Annotated in this window: 12 protein-coding genes and 2 riboswitches; of the genes, 8 read left to right on the forward strand and 4 right to left on the reverse strand. The window is 65.5% G+C overall.

The window, feature by feature from the left end:
- Positions 1 to 36: 36 nt before the first annotated feature.
- A complete protein-coding gene (locus AC50X7_RS16175; protein WP_494979948.1) occupies positions 37 to 1,617 on the reverse strand; it encodes an MFS transporter in 1,581 nt (526 codons plus the stop codon).
- Between the two features lie 65 nt (positions 1,618 to 1,682).
- Between AC50X7_RS16175 and AC50X7_RS16180 the strand changes: the two genes are divergently transcribed.
- The 4 genes from AC50X7_RS16180 (at position 1,683) to AC50X7_RS16195 (ending at position 8,330) form a co-directional block, all read left to right on the forward strand.
- Complete coding sequence (locus AC50X7_RS16180) at positions 1,683 to 2,222, forward strand: TetR/AcrR family transcriptional regulator (protein WP_494979949.1); 540 nt, start codon at positions 1,683 to 1,685, stop codon at positions 2,220 to 2,222.
- A gap of 89 nt (positions 2,223 to 2,311) precedes the next feature.
- A riboswitch (glycine riboswitch) is annotated at positions 2,312 to 2,410 on the forward strand.
- A riboswitch (glycine riboswitch) is annotated at positions 2,411 to 2,552 on the forward strand. It abuts the riboswitch before it with no gap.
- A gap of 40 nt (positions 2,553 to 2,592) precedes the next feature.
- Positions 2,593 to 5,520, forward strand: coding sequence for an aminomethyl-transferring glycine dehydrogenase (gene gcvP / locus AC50X7_RS16185; RefSeq protein ID WP_494979950.1), 2,928 nt, complete (start codon positions 2,593 to 2,595; stop codon positions 5,518 to 5,520).
- Positions 5,521 to 5,531: 11 nt separating this feature from the next.
- Positions 5,532 to 6,680 carry a glycine cleavage system aminomethyltransferase GcvT gene (gene gcvT / locus AC50X7_RS16190; protein ID WP_494979951.1) on the forward strand — a complete coding sequence of 383 codons (1,149 nt, stop codon included), beginning with the start codon at positions 5,532 to 5,534 and terminating at the stop codon, positions 6,678 to 6,680.
- Positions 6,681 to 6,932: 252 nt separating this feature from the next.
- On the forward strand, positions 6,933 to 8,330 hold the full coding sequence (locus AC50X7_RS16195) for an L-serine ammonia-lyase (RefSeq protein WP_494979952.1): 1,398 nt from the start codon (positions 6,933 to 6,935) through the stop codon (positions 8,328 to 8,330).
- 49 nt (positions 8,331 to 8,379) lie between these two features.
- Here the strand turns inward: AC50X7_RS16195 and AC50X7_RS16200 are convergent, their stop codons facing one another.
- Complete coding sequence (locus tag AC50X7_RS16200; RefSeq protein ID WP_494979953.1) at positions 8,380 to 8,925, reverse strand: TspO/MBR family protein; 546 nt, start codon at positions 8,923 to 8,925, stop codon at positions 8,380 to 8,382.
- A 200-nt stretch (positions 8,926 to 9,125) separates the two neighbouring features.
- Here AC50X7_RS16200 and AC50X7_RS16205 point away from each other — a divergent pair, with 200 nt between their 5' ends.
- From AC50X7_RS16205 to AC50X7_RS16215, 3 genes are all read left to right on the forward strand, one after another.
- The gene (locus AC50X7_RS16205; RefSeq protein WP_494979954.1) at positions 9,126 to 10,199 is read left to right on the forward strand and encodes a lipid II:glycine glycyltransferase FemX; all 1,074 of its coding nucleotides are present in this window, start codon (positions 9,126 to 9,128) and stop codon (positions 10,197 to 10,199) included.
- A 108-nt stretch (positions 10,200 to 10,307) separates the two neighbouring features.
- The gene (locus AC50X7_RS16210) at positions 10,308 to 11,624 is read left to right on the forward strand and encodes a peptidoglycan bridge formation glycyltransferase FemA/FemB family protein (RefSeq protein ID WP_494979955.1); all 1,317 of its coding nucleotides are present in this window, start codon (positions 10,308 to 10,310) and stop codon (positions 11,622 to 11,624) included.
- Between the two features lie 37 nt (positions 11,625 to 11,661).
- Positions 11,662 to 13,149, forward strand: coding sequence for a threonine/serine exporter family protein (locus AC50X7_RS16215; protein ID WP_494979956.1), 1,488 nt, complete (start codon positions 11,662 to 11,664; stop codon positions 13,147 to 13,149).
- 36 nt (positions 13,150 to 13,185) lie between these two features.
- Here the strand turns inward: AC50X7_RS16215 and AC50X7_RS16220 are convergent, their stop codons facing one another.
- Entirely contained in the window at positions 13,186 to 14,025 is an 840-nt protein-coding gene (locus AC50X7_RS16220) for a siderophore-interacting protein (protein WP_494979957.1), read from the reverse strand.
- Between the two features lie 14 nt (positions 14,026 to 14,039).
- On the reverse strand, positions 14,040 to 14,810 hold the full coding sequence (locus AC50X7_RS16225) for a uracil-DNA glycosylase (RefSeq protein ID WP_494979958.1): 771 nt from the start codon (positions 14,808 to 14,810) through the stop codon (positions 14,040 to 14,042).
- 127 nt (positions 14,811 to 14,937) lie between these two features.
- On the opposite strand from AC50X7_RS16225, the gene AC50X7_RS16230 reads away from it, so the two are divergent.
- Positions 14,938 to 15,267, forward strand: coding sequence for a DUF3263 domain-containing protein (locus tag AC50X7_RS16230; protein WP_494979959.1), 330 nt, complete (start codon positions 14,938 to 14,940; stop codon positions 15,265 to 15,267).
- The last annotated feature ends 34 nt before the right edge of the window (positions 15,268 to 15,301 follow it).

The raw sequence follows: 15,301 nt of genomic DNA on the forward strand, positions 1-15,301 counted from the left end.
TGCGGGCGGGGCTGCCTGTGGTGCGGCCCATGCCGCCTACTGTGCCTTGGGTACCTTCCGCAGCACGACGGCGGCCAGGACCGCCGCCGTCGCCATCAGTACCAGCCCGATTGCGGCGGTGACGTGGACGCCGGAGTCGAAGGCGGCGCCGGCTGCGTGCCGGACGGCGTCCGCGAGGGGAGCGGGCAGACTTGCTGCGAGCTCCATGGCTCCGGCCAGGGTTTCACCGGCATGTCCACTGCCGTGCCCGGAGGCGGGTGCTGGAAGGCCTTCCGGGAGCCGCAGGTTGTGCTGGTAGGAGGCCGTGAGGATGGAGCCCAGCACGGCAGTTCCCAGGAGGGCGCCCACCTCGTAACCCGTCTCCGAGATCGCTGAGGCCGCCCCCGATTTTTCCCGTGGCACGCTTCCGAGGATGAGGTCATTGGAGATTGTCTCGGCGGTTCCCACGCCCAGTGCCAAAACCAGCAGGGCAGCGAGCAGCAGTGCCGGGCCGTTGGTATGGCTGCCGAACGTCACCATGCTGTAGCCGGCGGCACTCATGGCCAGCCCGGCGCCCACCACGAAACCCGGCCGGATCCTGCGTACCACCGGAACCACCGCGAGGCCCGCCACCACGGTTGCCACCAGCGCTGGAATCATTGCCACTCCTGCGGCGGAAGGGGACATGCCCTCGAGGAGCTGAAGGTGCTGGGCCAGGAAGAGGATAAAACCGTTGAAGGAGAACAGGGCCAGGACATTGGCGGTGATGGCCATGCTGAACACCCGGTTGCGGAACAGGGACATGTCCAGCAGCGGGCTCGCCAGCCGCTGCTGCCGGCGGACAAAAGCAGTGCCCATTGCCAGGCCGAAGGCCATGCTCCCCAGGGCCAGCGGACCGGCACCCTCCGTGGCGAATTCCTTGATGCCGTAAACCACCGGAACCATGGTGAGCAGCGAGAGCACGATGCTGGGCGCATCCACCCGGCCAGGCGAAGGGTCCTTGGATTCCGGGATGAATGCCGGCCCGAAGGCCAGCAGGGGCAGCATGATGGGCACGGCCACCAGCAGGATTGCTCCCCACCAGAACTGCTCAACCAGCCACCCGCCGAAGATTGGACCGAGTGCGGCACCACCGGAGAACCCCGCGGCCCAGATGGCGATAGCCAGCCGCCGGCGGTTCGGATCCACAAAGATGTTGCGGATCAGGGACAGCGTGGAGGGCATCAGCATGGCGCCGAAGAGGCCCAGGGCGGCGCGGCCGGCAATCAGCCAGCCGGCACTGGGGGCAAAGGCCGTTACTGCGGAAACGGCTGCGAAGCCGATGCTCCCGGTGATAAGCAGCCGGCGGCGTCCGATTCGGTCGCCCAGGCTTCCCATCGCCACAAGCAGTCCGGCCAGCACCAGCGGGTACGCGTCCACAATCCACAGAAGCTCAACTCCGGACGTGCCCAGCGCGCTCGCGATGGTCGGCAGCGCAAAGGTCAGCGCCGTGTTGTCCACGGCAACCAGGAGGACCGGGAACATCAGGAGTCCCAGCGCGAGCCAGTCCCGCCATTTTTCGTTGGCGCAATGCGGTTCAGCCGGAGCAGCTGACGTGTGAGGGGTGATGTTCTGTGGGGGAGTGGCGGAAGACATCATCCTTTAACTATACCGTCCAGACGGTACAGTTAAAAAACCCCGCCCGACGATGGATGATGGGAACCATGCCCCGCAAACCCGTAGCCCGAGACGCAGTGCTCGATGCCTTTGAAGAACTCCTCATTGACGTGGGGGAAAGGGCTGCCACCCTGGATGCGGCGGCGAAGCGTGCCGGCGTCTCCAAAGGCGGCCTGTTGTACCACTTCCCTAACAAGGAAGCGCTGATCACCGCCACCCTGGACCGGTTGGATCGCCTGGCAGGGGAGGACCTCGCCGCCATGGCGGCTGCGCCGGAAGGGGCTGCTGCCTACTTCATCCGGTCATCGCTGTGGTCCGATACCCCCATGGACCGTTCCTTTGTGGCTGCGACGCGCCTCGCCGAAGTGGCACATGAGGATGCCCGCCGCCGTTTTGCTGCCATCCAGCAGCAATGGCTGGACCTGATCGGGAAGGACGTGGGTGCGGCCATGGCGAAGGCTGTGCTCTATATGGGGGACGGGCTCTACTTCAACGCAATGTGGGAGAGCGGGCCCTCCGGAAACCCCGGCGACAGGCAGGCAGAGGTGGACGAACTCCTTGCCGCCGTCGAGCGGTTGAGGGACTAGCCGGTATTTGCTCCTGCGCCCGCGGCATAGGAGAATTGGTCCACGTGCGGGCCTTCACCGCCGCCAGGAAAACCCAAATGAATAGCCTTTGATCTGCGGCGGGAGAGTTCTGCCAGAAGGTACAAGCAGGCGCCGTAGGAGCAATACCTCCCCAGGAATCTCACAGGCCCATGTACCGCCGCGGCGAGGCAACTCTGGAAAGTAGCAGGCTGTCCGCCTGGGGCATCCGGTCCCCGGATACCTGGACTGCCGTGCTCACCGACGGTGCAAGCGGGGCCAGCGGAAGCAGGCAACGCGGAAACTCTCAGGTCCAATTACAGAGCGGGGAGGAACCCGAATCGATGCGGCGTGCAATAACGCCGCCATAACCATGGAGTTCCCCGTGACTGTATCTTCGGCTTCCGCTTCTCCGGCCTCCACCGCCGCCGCCCCGGCTACCGCCACCTTTGTCGACCGGCACATCGGCGCCCGCCGGGAGGCCGACGTTGAAACCATGCTCAAGGCCGTGGGCTACGACACGGTGGACGCGCTGGTTGATACCGCCGTGCCCAAGGACATTCGGCAGGATAGCGCCCTGGAACTGGCGGGCGCACTGAGCGAGGTGGAGGCACTGGCTGAACTGCGCAGGCTGGCAGCGAAGAACAAGACCGCCGTGCAGATGATCGGCCAGGGCTACTACGACACCGTGACGCCGCCGGTGATCCGCCGCAACATCCTCGAGGGCCCGGCCTGGTACACCGCGTACACCCCCTACCAGCCCGAGATTTCCCAGGGCCGCCTCGAAGCCCTGCTCAACTTCCAGACCATGGTCCAGGACCTGGTGGGCCTGCCCATTGCCAACGCCTCCCTGTTGGACGAGGCCACCGCTGTGGCCGAGGCCGTGCTGATGATGCGGAGGGCGAATAAGTCCACCGGACAGAATGCCGCTGCGCGGGACGGCAAAACAGTGCTGGACGCCGACTGCCTGCCGCAGACCATCGCCATCGTGAAGGGCCGCGCCGAGGCGCTGGGCTTCGAGGTTGAGGTCGCGGACCTCTCCAAGGGCCTGCCCGACGGCGGCATCAACGGCGTGGTGCTTCAGCAGCCTGGTGCTTCCGGCAGGGTTTTCGACCACAGCGCCGTGATCGCCGACGCCAAGGAGCGCGGGGCCCTGGTGACCGTTGCCGCGGACCTGCTGGCCTTGACCCTGATCACGCCCCCGGGTGAGCAGGGCGCCGACATCGCCGTCGGCTCGGCGCAGCGCTTCGGTGTTCCGTTGTTCTATGGCGGCCCGCACGCCGCTTACATGGCTGTTCAAAAAGGCTTGGAACGCTCGATGCCAGGGCGCTTGGTGGGCGTTTCCAAGGACTCCGCCGGGGTTCCTGCCTACCGCCTTGCCCTGCAGACCCGCGAGCAGCACATCCGCCGCGAGAAAGCCACCTCCAACATCTGCACCGCGCAGGCCCTGCTGGCCATCGTGGCCTCGATGTACGCGGTTTACCACGGCCCCGAGGGGCTGAAGGCGATCGCCCAGTCCGCGCATCAACACGCCAGGACGCTCGCCGCTGCCCTCAAGGCCGCTGGCCTAAACGTGCTCCACACCAGCTTCTTCGACACCGTCACGGTCTCCGTCCCGGGCAAGGCGGCGGGCATCGTGGCCGCCGCCGAGGCAAACGGCATCAACCTGCGCAGCATCGACGCCGACATGGTGGGGTTCTCCACTGATGAAACAACCACATCAGAAATTGTCGACGGCGTCCTTGAAGCTTTTGGGCTGGAAGCCTTTGGGGCTTCCGCCAGCGACTCCGAAGGTGACGCCGGGTGCGGCCTCGATGCCGCCGTCGAACGATCCTCCGACTTCCTGCAGCACCCGGTGTTCAACACCTACCGTTCCGAGACGCAGCTCCTCCGCTACATCCGGAAGCTCAGCGACCGGGACCTGGCGCTGGACCGCACCATGATCCCGCTGGGCTCCTGCACCATGAAGCTGAACGCCACGGCCGAGATGGAAGCGATCTCCTGGCCGGAGTTCGCCTCCATCCATCCCTTCGCCCCGGACTCCCAGACCGAGGGCTGGCGAGAACTGATCGCTGACCTGGAAGCGCAGCTGACCGAAATCACAGGCTACGACCAGGTGTCCATCCAGCCCAACGCAGGTTCCCAGGGGGAGCTTGCCGGCCTGCTGGCGATCCGCGGCTACCACCACTCCCGCGGCGACCAGCAGCGCAACGTGTGCCTGATCCCGGCGTCCGCGCACGGCACCAACGCCGCCTCGGCGGTCCTCGCGGGCATGAAGGTGGTGGTGGTGGCCACCGCCGCCGACGGCACCATCGACCACGCCGACCTGTACGCCAAGATCGAGGCGAACAAGGACGCACTGTCCTGCATCATGATCACCTACCCGTCCACCCACGGTGTGTACGACGCCGACGTCCGCGAAGTCTGCGACGCCATCCATGCGGCAGGGGGCCAGGTGTACATCGACGGCGCCAACCTGAACGCCTTGGTTGGCCTCGCCCAGCCCGGCAAGTTCGGCGGCGACGTGTCCCACCTGAACCTGCACAAGACGTTCTGCATCCCGCACGGCGGCGGCGGACCGGGTGTCGGACCTGTCGCTGCCAAGGCACACCTGGCACCGTTTATGCCCGGTAACGCGGCCACCTGGACCGAAGGCGACGACGTCCCGATTTCTGCCTCAAAGTACGGTTCCGCCGGCGTCCTGCCCATCTCGTGGGCGTACGTCAAGCTCATGGGCGGCCAGGGGCTCACCGAGGCCACCAAGTCCGCGCTGCTGGCTGCGAACTACATCGCCGCGCGCCTGAACGACTTCTTCCCCGTCCTCTACACGGGGGAAGGCGGGCTGGTGGCACATGAGTGCATCCTGGACCTGCGCGAGCTCACCGCCAAGACCGGCGTCACCGCCGAGGACGTAGCCAAGCGCCTCATCGACTACGGCTTCCACGCCCCCACCTTGGCGTTCCCGGTTGCCGGTACCCTCATGGTGGAGCCCACGGAATCCGAGGACCTCGGCGAGATGGACCGTTTTATTGAGGCCATGATCTCCATCCGGGCAGAGATCGACCAAGTGGCGCACGGGGACTTCACTGTGACCGACAGCCCGCTGCGCAACGCCCCGCACACCGCCGCGGCCGCCATCAGCAGCGACTGGGACCGCGCCTACCCCCGCGAGCAGGCGGTGTTCCCGGTGAAGTCGCTGAAGCAGGACAAGTACTTCCCGCCGGTGGGCCGCATCGACGGCGCGGCCGGCGACCGGAACCTGATCTGCTCCTGCCCGCCGCTGTCCGAGTTCGAGAACTAAGGACCAGGGCCATGACTGAGAAGTACACCGCTCTTTACGACGAGCACAAGAAGCTGGGCGCGTCCTTCACGGACTTCGGCGGCTGGCAGATGCCCCTGAAATACAGCTCAGAACTCGCCGAGCACCACGCCGTCCGCAGGAGCGCCGGCCTGTTTGACCTCTCCCACATGGGCGAGGTCTGGGTCACGGGTCCGGACGCCGCCGCCTTCCTCGATTACGCACTGGTGGGGAAGATCTCCGCCATGGCAGTGGGCAAGGCCAAGTACTCGCTGATCTGCAACGAGGACGGCGGCATCATCGACGACCTCATCACCTACCGCCGCCCGGCCGCTGCTGACGGCAGCGACGTTTTCCTGGTGGTGCCCAACGCAGGCAACGCCGCGGTGGTGGCCGCTGCCCTCACCGAACGCACAGTGGGGTTCAACGTCGTCGTTGATGACGCTTCCGCCGGGACGTCGCTGGTCGCTGTCCAGGGCCCTACGGCGCAGGAGCTGCTGCTCCGACTCGTCCCGGCCGCGCAGCACAGCCTGGTGACAGAGCTGAAGTATTACGCCGCCGTCGAGGTTCCGTTCCTGGTGGCAGGCGCCGGGCTGAACCTCCTGCTTGCCCGCACCGGTTACACCGGTGAGGACGGGTTCGAAATATTTGTAGCGAACGACGACGCCGCGGGCCTTTGGCAGGCACTCGTCGCCATTGCGGACGAGGGGGAGTTGACGCCGGCGGGCCTCGCCTCCCGCGATTCCCTTCGCCTGGAAGCGGGGATGCCGCTGTACGGCAACGAACTGTCCCTGCAGGGCGACCCGTTTGCTGCAGGCCTGGGACCCGTCGTTGGGCTTTCCAAGGCAGGCGACTTCGTGGGCAAGGCAGCGCTGGCCGCCCAGAAGGCAGCCGGTGCCGGCACCACGTCCGGCCGCAGGCTCGTGGGCCTTAAAGGCCTGGGCCGCCGTGCAGGCCGGGCGCACTACCCGGTCCTCAAGGACGGCAACGTGGTCGGCGAAGTCACCTCCGGCCAGCCGTCACCCACGCTGGGATATCCGATAGCCATGGCGTACGTCGACGTCGGGTTCACCGAAGTGGGCACCGCCTTGGACGTTGATCTCCGAGGCAAGGCAGAGCCGTTCGAAGTGGTCAACCTCCCGTTCTATCGACGCGCCAAGTAGCTCTGGTGCTCCGTGGTTGGCTTCGTGACCGGCGGACCGGATTTTTCGCGCGTGCTGGCTCGTTCCTCGCGGAACCTCCGTGGCTGGCTTTGGGCCGGCGGACCGGACATTTTCACGCCTGCTGCTCCTTCGTCGCTTTGACGCAGGCTTTCGAAAAGTCCGGCTCCGCCGGCCCCTCCTGGTCCCCACAGATAGGCCAGTCGCACCCAACCCCGCCACGTAACCCACGCACATTCTTAGTTAGGACAAGTAATGGCTGTTGGTGTCTTTGACCTTTTCTCTATCGGGATTGGGCCGTCGAGTTCTCATACTGTGGGGCCGATGCGGGCTGCTGCCGTTTTTGCGGAGGAGCTGAAATCCTCCGGTGCCCTGGACCGTGTGGCGTCGCTGCGGGTGGACTTATATGGGTCGCTCGCGGCGACCGGACACGGGCATGGGACGATGACCGCGATCCTGCTGGGGCTGGAGGGTTACCATCCGGAGCTGATCCTGCCTGACGAGGTGGAGGAACGGTTGGCGGCCATCGACGGGACGGGCACCCTGCAGCTCGCCGGTGCGGTGCCGCTGCCGTATGGGGTGAAGGACATGGTGCTGAGGCCGCTGACCATCCTGCCGCGGCACACCAACGGCATGACCTTCGCCATCTTTGACGCAGAGGACGAGATCCTCCACACCGCCACGTTCTTCTCCGTGGGCGGTGGCTTCATCGTCCGCGAAGGTGAGGAGGACGCCGCGCAGCAGGAGCTCGAGGAATCCAAAAAGGAACTGCCGCTGCCCTTCCGCACTGCTGCCGAGCTGCTGGAACACTGCCGGTCCAAGGGGCTCTCGATTGGCGACATCATGCTGGTCAACGAGAAAGCCTCCCGCTCCGAGGAAGAGATCCGGGCGGGCCTGCTTCACATCTGGTCAGTGATGGAGGCCTGCGTGCAGACCAGCCTCAAGCGTGAAGGTTTGCTGCCCGGGGGACTGAAGGTCCGCCGTCGTGCCCCGGACTGGCATGACCGGCTCCTGAAGGAGGACAAGGACCGGGACCCGAAGTATTGGCAGGAGTGGGTTAACTTGATCGCCCTCGCGGTCAACGAGGAGAACGCCTCTGGCGGCCGCGTGGTCACCGCGCCCACGAACGGTGCGGCGGGGATCATTCCGGCGGTGCTGTACTACGCGCTGCACTTTGCTCCGGGCATGGAGAACGCCACCCAGGAGGACCGCGACGACGTCGTGGTCAGGTTCCTGCTCGCCGCCGGCGCCGTCGGGGTGCTGTACAAGGAGCAGGCCTCCATCTCGGGTGCTGAGGTTGGGTGCCAGGGCGAGGTGGGGTCGGCATCGTCGATGGCCGCCGCCGGACTGGCCGAAGTGATGGGCGGAACCCCGGCCCAGGTGGAAAACGCCGCCGAAATCGCGATGGAACACAACCTCGGCCTGACGTGCGATCCCATCGGCGGGCTGGTGCAGGTGCCCTGCATCGAACGGAACGCGATCGCCGCCGCCAAGGCGATCAACGCCACGAAGATGGCGCTCTGGGGAGACGGTTCCCACCGCGTCTCCCTGGACGAGGTGATTGTGACCATGCGCGAAACCGGCAGGGACATGAGCTCCAAATACAAGGAAACGGCGATGGGTGGCTTGGCCGTCAACGTGGCCGTGTGCTGACGGCGGCCGCGATCTTAGTGGACGCGCCGGTCCGTTGTGGCGTGCCCTGTCAGTTGTGGACGGCAGCCCACCAGTTGAGCGTGGCGGCGAACACCAGCCAACTGACGTAGGGCAGCAGGAGCAGCCCGGCGGTGCGGCTGATGGGGCCGAAGTAGAGGACTGTCACCGCGACCGCGACGATGAGTGCAAGGATGATGACCAGCGCCAACCACAGGGCAGTTGTCCCAATGGCGGGGTAAAGACCAAAAAATACCGGGGTCCACGCCAGGTTCAGTGCGAGCTGGACGCCGTAAGCTGTCAGAGCGCGCCTGGTACCGGATGCCCGCTTCCGCCACACCAGCCAGGCCGCCACCGCCATCGCCGTGTAGAGGAGAGTCCAGACCGGACCGAAGACGCTGTTGGGCGGCGACCAGGGTGCCTTATCGGCGGTGATGTACCACCCTTCCACGTTGCCCGCGGTGGCGAGGGCTCCGAGCCCGGCCACGAGGTAGGACGCTGCCACGAGGGCAACCAGGGCCGCTATTTGCCTGCCGGCGCCCGGCCGCTCAGCGCTTTTGTTTTGCGGGTGCGTCAACTGTCCGGGATGCGGCTGCATGCTTCAACCCTTGCCACCACGCTTTGCCAAGTCAAGGTGGCGTGGTCTGGTGGGAACAGCGCTGGCCCTTGCCCAATGAAGAGCCCCACCCCCATTAGGCTGGAATGCCCGAACGCCGCCAGGCTTTAGACTTGAGGCTGCATGTCCGCACGCAGCCACGAGAACAGAACCGCGCACAACCCTGATTGGACACGGCCCCCTTGCGAGAATTCACCGCACGTTTTGCCACCGCCGAGGAAATTGAAAACTGGGACAAGCACGTCACTGCCAACCCGAACGGCGGCAATATGCTGCAGTCGGCGGCCTATGCGTCGGTCAAGAACGGCACTGGCTGGAAGGTCCGCTTCCTGGTGCTGGAGAGCTCCGGCGGAGCCAGCTACAACCTGGTACTCGAGAAGCGGTTCCCGGTGCTGGGCCGCCTCTGGTACCTCATCAAAGGCCCCGACCTTGCTGCCTCCGGGGACCTGAAAGCAGCCCTTGAAGCCTGTGCCGATTTCACCAGGACCAGGAAACTCAACGTCTTTACCATCAAGATCGAACCTGACTTCGTTGACTCAGCCGACGTCCAGGCGCACCTGGCAGAAGCAGGATTGGTCAAGGCACCCAACATCCAGTCCAACGACTCCACCGCGCTGCTGGACATTTCCGGCACGGAAGAAGCCGTCTTCAAGGCCATCTCCTCCCGCGCCCGCAACGCCGTCCGCCGCGCCGAGCGGGAAGGCTGTGAAGTGCTCCGCAAGGAACCCGGCCCGGAAACCTATCGTGCGCTGTATGACCTGATGGCGGACACCGTCAACGCCAAGGGCTCAATGCCGCTGCGCAGCTACGAGTACTACGCCGCATTCTGGGACGAGTTCTGCAGCCGCGGCCAGGGCAACTTCTTCTTCGTCTATGAGGACGGCAAACCCAGCGTGGGCGCCTTCGTTATCAACTACGGAGCCAAAGCCACCTACAAGGACGGCGGCTCCACGCAGAACCGCAAACAGTACGGCGACTCGCACCTGGTGCAGTGGGCAGCCATCAAGCGGATGCAGGAATTGGGCTGCACCGAATACGACTTCTGCGGCACGCCGCCTGCCGCCCGGATCAAGGACAAGAGCCACAACCTGTACGGCATGGGCATGTTCAAGACCAGCTTCACCAAAACCGTTACCGATTTCGTGGGCTGCCACGACTACGTTCTTGCTCCCCTGAAGCACCGTCTCTGGGTCAAGGGCGCAGAAAAGGTCTTCCGCCGGATCGAAACCGCGCGGACCGGCCAGCAGTTCTACTGACCTGACACACCCGGTGGAACCCCTGCACCGCCGGCCCGCCCCCCCCTACCCGTCATTGCCCTGCGCCTGCCACTACCAAGGCCGCACAACCGCGAATGAGGAAATCCCTTGAATCCAGTCACCACCGGCACCGATCTTGAATTTGCCATTCTCAGCGACGCAGAATTCGAGGCATTTGCCCTCAAGCACCCGCATAACAGCTTTTTCCAGTCCGTTGACTTCGCGGCCTTCCAGCGTGCCCGCGGCCAGCAGGTGGAGCTCTTCGGCGTGCGCCGCAATGGTGAACTGGTCGCTGCCGGGAAACTGAACTACACCACCACGCGCCTGGGCTACACGGTGTGCGAATGCGCCAAGGGGCCTTTGATGGACTACACGGACGCAGACCTCGTGGGCGCCGTCGTCGGACTCCTCCGCAAACGCGCCGTGGAACGGAAAGCCGCTGAGCTGCGGATTTCCCCCAACGTCAAGTACATCGCCCGCGATGCCGACGGCGCGGAACACCCCGAGGTTGAGGACAACCGCCCGCTGGTGGCCCGGCTTGCCGGGCTGGGATTCCAGCACCAGGGACTGGACATGGACTTCGTCAACGTGAACTGGATGTTCATCAAAAGCCTCGCAGGCGTCAGCGACGCGGAAGAGCTCATCATGAGCACCAGCTACCGGACCCGCAAGGCCATCCGCAAAGCCGAGAAAAACGGCGTCTTCCTGGAACAGGCAACCCTGGAAACCCTCGACGACTTCTACGGCGCGCTGAGCAGGGCAGGGGACGAGAAGGGCTTCGTCTACCGCGAACGCGCCTACTACGAGCACCTTCTCCGGACCACCTCCACGGAGTTCACGAAGCTCATGATGGCCAAGATCGACATCCCGGCCTACCGGAAATCCATCACCGAGCGGCTGGAAGCGGAATCGGCGACGGCGGCCGAACTGCGCCGTGAGGTTGAAGAGACCGGCAGCAAGAAAAAGGCCAACCGGCTCAAAGTGGTCCAGGACCTCGTGGACAGCTACGAACGGAGCCTCAAGGACATTGAGCGGTTCCCCGACTCCGTGGGAGTCGCCACAGTGGCCGCTATCCACTTTGTCTGCTACGGCGATGAGGTGGTGTGTGTCATCGGCGGCACCGTGCAGGACTACATCTACTTCAACGGGGCCACCTCCCTGTACTGGGGCATGATGCTCCACGCACTGGAAAAGGGGTACCCGCGGTACAACTTCTATGGAACATTCGGCATCTCCGGCCAGGACGAGGAAGGCCACGGCGGGTACGAGTTCAAGAAGGGCTTCGGGGGCGAAGTGGTCCAGCTGGTGGGCGACTTCGTGACGCCGGTCCGTCCCGCCGTCTTTCACGCCAACAGGCTGGCCCGCGCGGCGGCCGCCGCTGCCCGCACCCTGCTGGGCAAGTTGCCCCTGAAACGCTCCGCCTGACATACCAATCACAGCACCACACCGGGAGGAGGCGACCATGACTGACCGGCCCGAACGTCCCGGGCGCAGGCCGCGCACGGACGGCCTGCCCAAAACAGAGCCGCTGACCCCTGCCCAGGTCCGGCAGAATGCCGCAGCCAAAAGAATGCTGCGGCGCTTGGTACAGGGTGAAAACCCGCCAACCGCGCCGATGAGCATCGTGGACCGGCTGACGGGGAGTCCCTACGCCAACCCCACTATCCAAGTGGGCGGCGTGGACACCTCCGCCCGCAAGACCCTCGACTTTGCGCTGCACCTGGCCGAAACCATGTTCCGGTACGGGGCTGGTGCGCTGGAGGTGGAGACGAGCATCATCGCCGTCACCGCAGCGCTGGGCCTGAAGAACATCGAAGTGGACATCACCAACCAGTCGGTCGGCATCAACTACGCTCCGAAGGACCAGACACCTATTTCGCTGCTGCGGGTGGTGCGTTCCTGGACCAACAACTACGCCGGCCTGGCGAAGGTGCATCAGCTGGTGACGGACATTGTGGCCGGGGGAGTAGGCCGGGACGAGGCAATCCGCCGGCTTGATGAGGCCATCACCAGCCCCAAGCCCTTTCCGCGCTGGATGGTCACGGTGGCCTTCGGTACGTTCGCAGCCGTCTTCGTGGGGGTCCTGGGGGGCGGACCGGTGTCCTCTGCCATCGCCTTTGCGGCCAATATCGGCATCAGCCTGCTGGCCCGCCAACTGGGGAGGTGGCGCGTTCCTGACTTCTTCATCACGGCCAGCTGCTCCTTTGTGGTGACGCAGCTGGCCCTGGTGCTGTGGCAGTTCGGGCTGACCACGTCGCCCGCGATCGTGGTGGTGGGCGGCATCCTCCTGCTCCTGCCAACAGGACGCCTCGTTTCGTCCGTCCAGGACGCCATCAACGGCTTCCCCGTGACGGCGGCGGGCCGGTTCCTGTCCACGCTGCTGACCTTCGGCGCCATCGTGGCGGGAATCGCCGTCGCCTTCGTGGTGGGTGAGCTGACCGGGATGCAGCGCATCGACGTAACCCAAACCTTCCCGCCAGCCTACGATCTGTGGGTCCTGGTCATTTTTGTGGCGGTCGCCGTGATGGCCATCGGCATCACCGAACAGACCAGCTGGCAGCTCCTGCTGCCCACAGCGGCGGTGGGCGTGGCCGGCTACCTGGTCCTGCTTGCTGCGAGCCAGCTCGGAGTGGGTGACCGGTTTTCCCCGGCCCTGGCCGCGGTGGTCATTGGCCTGCTGGGGCGTGTGGTCGCCCTGAGGATGGGGGCGCCGCAGCTGGTGGTTGCCGTGCCCGCAGCGCTGATCCTGCTGCCCGGCCTCACCATCTTCCGGTCCATGTATGTGCTCACCATCGAGGAAGCCGAGATCCTGCTCGGCGCCGGAGGGATGCTGAACGCCGGTGCCATCGTCCTGGGGACAGCCGGCGGCATCGTCCTCGGCGACACCCTCGCCCGGCCGCTGACGCGCAGCCTGGCGAGCAATGAACGGCGGCGCGCCCGCCGCCGCTGACCCGCTCCAGGCCCGCTGGATCTGGCTAGATTCTGGCTATATTTGCCCTACGGGCAGCTTTTTTTCCGCCTGGAATACATCCTCCACGCGGCCCTTGGCCCAGTAACCCGAAAGGGAGACCTGGCTGCGTTCGAGGCCGTGCTGATCGAAAAGGACCTTTCGGAGGGCCTTCATGTAGCCGCGCTCGCCGTGCGCGAACACGTCCACCCTGCCCGCGGGCCATTCGGCGTTTGCCACGGCCTGCACCAGGACGTCGCTCTCGCCCGCGGGGACACCGTTGCGGGCGATCCAGTGGATTGTCACTCCGGCGGGAGCGGCAATCGGCTGGATGTCGGCGTTCGAATCCACCTCCACAAAGGCGAGGCCCACTGCCTCCCTCGGCAGGGACTCCAGGCACGCAGCAATGGCCGGCAGCGCCGCCTCGTCGCCGGCGTAGAGGTACCAGTCGGCGTCGGGTGCCGGGTTGTAGGCGCCGCCGGGGCCGGTGAAGGTCAGGATGTCGCCTTGCTGCGCCTTGGCTGCCCACGGGCCGGCGAGGCCTTCGTCGCCGTGGACCACAAAATCGATGGCCAGCTCGCGCGCCACTGGGTCCACCCAGCGGATGGTGTACGTGCGGGTGAACGGCCATTGTTCCCTCGGCATGGTCTCACGGATGCTCCACAGATCCAGGGGAGAGGGATACTCCACCCCCGGCTGCGGAAAAACGATCTTGACGTACCGGTCCACAAAATCGTTGTTGACGAAGTCCGCGAAGCCGTCCCCGCCGGCGACGATCCGCACCATGTGCGGGGAAAGCTCTTCCCTGCGTACAACGGCGAGGTTGATCTGCGGACGGCTTTTCTTGTTGGCGCTGGTAGCGGCGGGAAGGGTGCTCATAAGGCAAGCCTAAGCTAGGGCGCCGGGGGGAGCTCCCAGGTTACGCCAAGGGCACCCTGCCCGCTCAGGAGTTCATTGACGCGGCTGAAAGGCCGGGACCCAAAAAAGCCGCGGGATGCGGACAGCGGACTGGGGTGGGCACTCGCCACCGCAGGAGCTCCTTCCAGGAGGGGCCGGACACTTTCGGCGTCCTTTCCCCACAGCACCGCAACCAGAGGCATTTTGGACCCGTCGTGGTTCCGCCGGTGGGCGACCGCCGTGACTGCCGCCGTCGTGATCTTCTCCCAGCCCTTGCCGCGGTGCGAGCCGGCCGATCCCGCGCGCACTGTCATGACGCGGTTCAGGAGCAGCACGCCCTGGTCAGCCCAGGCGGACAGGTCGCCGTGGACCCGCGCCGGCAGCCCGAGGTCCGCTTCCAGCTCCCTGTAGATGTTCGCCAGGCTCCGGGGGATGGGCCGTGTGCGGGGATCCACGGAGAAGGACAACCCCACCGCATGTCCCGGCGTCGGATAGGGATCCTGGCCCACGATCAGGACCTTTACCGTGGCGAGGGGCTGCCGGAAGGCCCGCAGGACGTTCGACGGCGCCGGCAGCACCTGGTGTCCGGCCGCCACTTCGTCCGCGAGGAAGGTAAGCACCTCCCGAAGCTCCGTTTCCACGCCCGCCAGGGCGGCGGCCCAGTCGGGCGCCATGAGCTCCTCCAGCGGGAGCTGCGCCAGCTCGGCGAAACCGGTTCCGCGCGCTGGTTCCTGCTCAAGTTCGAACAAGGCATCTGATGCAAACACCGTCCCATTCTTGCAGGGCATCCGGAAGCGGGGCCCGGGCATGTTGTCACCGGCGCAAATGACAACGCTGTTATTCGTCCGTAGCATGGGGGTCAGACATTTTACGTAACCAGCTAAGGAGTTCGCCGTGGCGGAACCAGCTCGGGAGCACCTGCCGGAGCCGGAATCCCGGCACTCCCTCCTGGCCGACTTCAAGCTTCGTGACTCGCCGTTGAGCGAGCGTGACCAGCAGATGCTTGCCCTGGAGCGGCAGTGGTGGAAGTACGCCGGCGCCAAGGAGCAGGCCATCCGGGAGCTTTTCGACCTTTCCGCCACACACTACTACCAGCTGCTCAACGCCTTGATTGACACCGAGGATGCGCTTGCCCACGATCCCATGCTGGTCAAGCGATTGCGTAGACTACGTACGTCGCGTCACCGTGCACGTACCGCACGGCGCCTGGGGTCCGACGCCTAAGACGCTCGAGCTGAGCCGCCAGCAGCAATCAACA

This window comes from Pseudarthrobacter sp. Hb11, assembly GCF_059383655.1.

Coding starts and splice junctions, on each gene's coding strand:
- AC50X7_RS16175 (WP_494979948.1), bottom strand. CDS start 1,617: ATGATGTCTTCCGCCACTCCCCCACAGAACATCACCCCTCACACGTCA.
- AC50X7_RS16180 (WP_494979949.1), top strand. CDS start 1,683: ATGCCCCGCAAACCCGTAGCCCGAGACGCAGTGCTCGATGCCTTTGAA.
- gcvP (WP_494979950.1), top strand. CDS start 2,593: ATGGAGTTCCCCGTGACTGTATCTTCGGCTTCCGCTTCTCCGGCCTCC.
- gcvT (WP_494979951.1), top strand. CDS start 5,532: ATGACTGAGAAGTACACCGCTCTTTACGACGAGCACAAGAAGCTGGGC.
- AC50X7_RS16195 (WP_494979952.1), top strand. CDS start 6,933: ATGGCTGTTGGTGTCTTTGACCTTTTCTCTATCGGGATTGGGCCGTCG.
- AC50X7_RS16200 (WP_494979953.1), bottom strand. CDS start 8,925: ATGCAGCCGCATCCCGGACAGTTGACGCACCCGCAAAACAAAAGCGCT.
- AC50X7_RS16215 (WP_494979956.1), top strand. CDS start 11,662: ATGACTGACCGGCCCGAACGTCCCGGGCGCAGGCCGCGCACGGACGGC.
- AC50X7_RS16220 (WP_494979957.1), bottom strand. CDS start 14,025: ATGAGCACCCTTCCCGCCGCTACCAGCGCCAACAAGAAAAGCCGTCCG.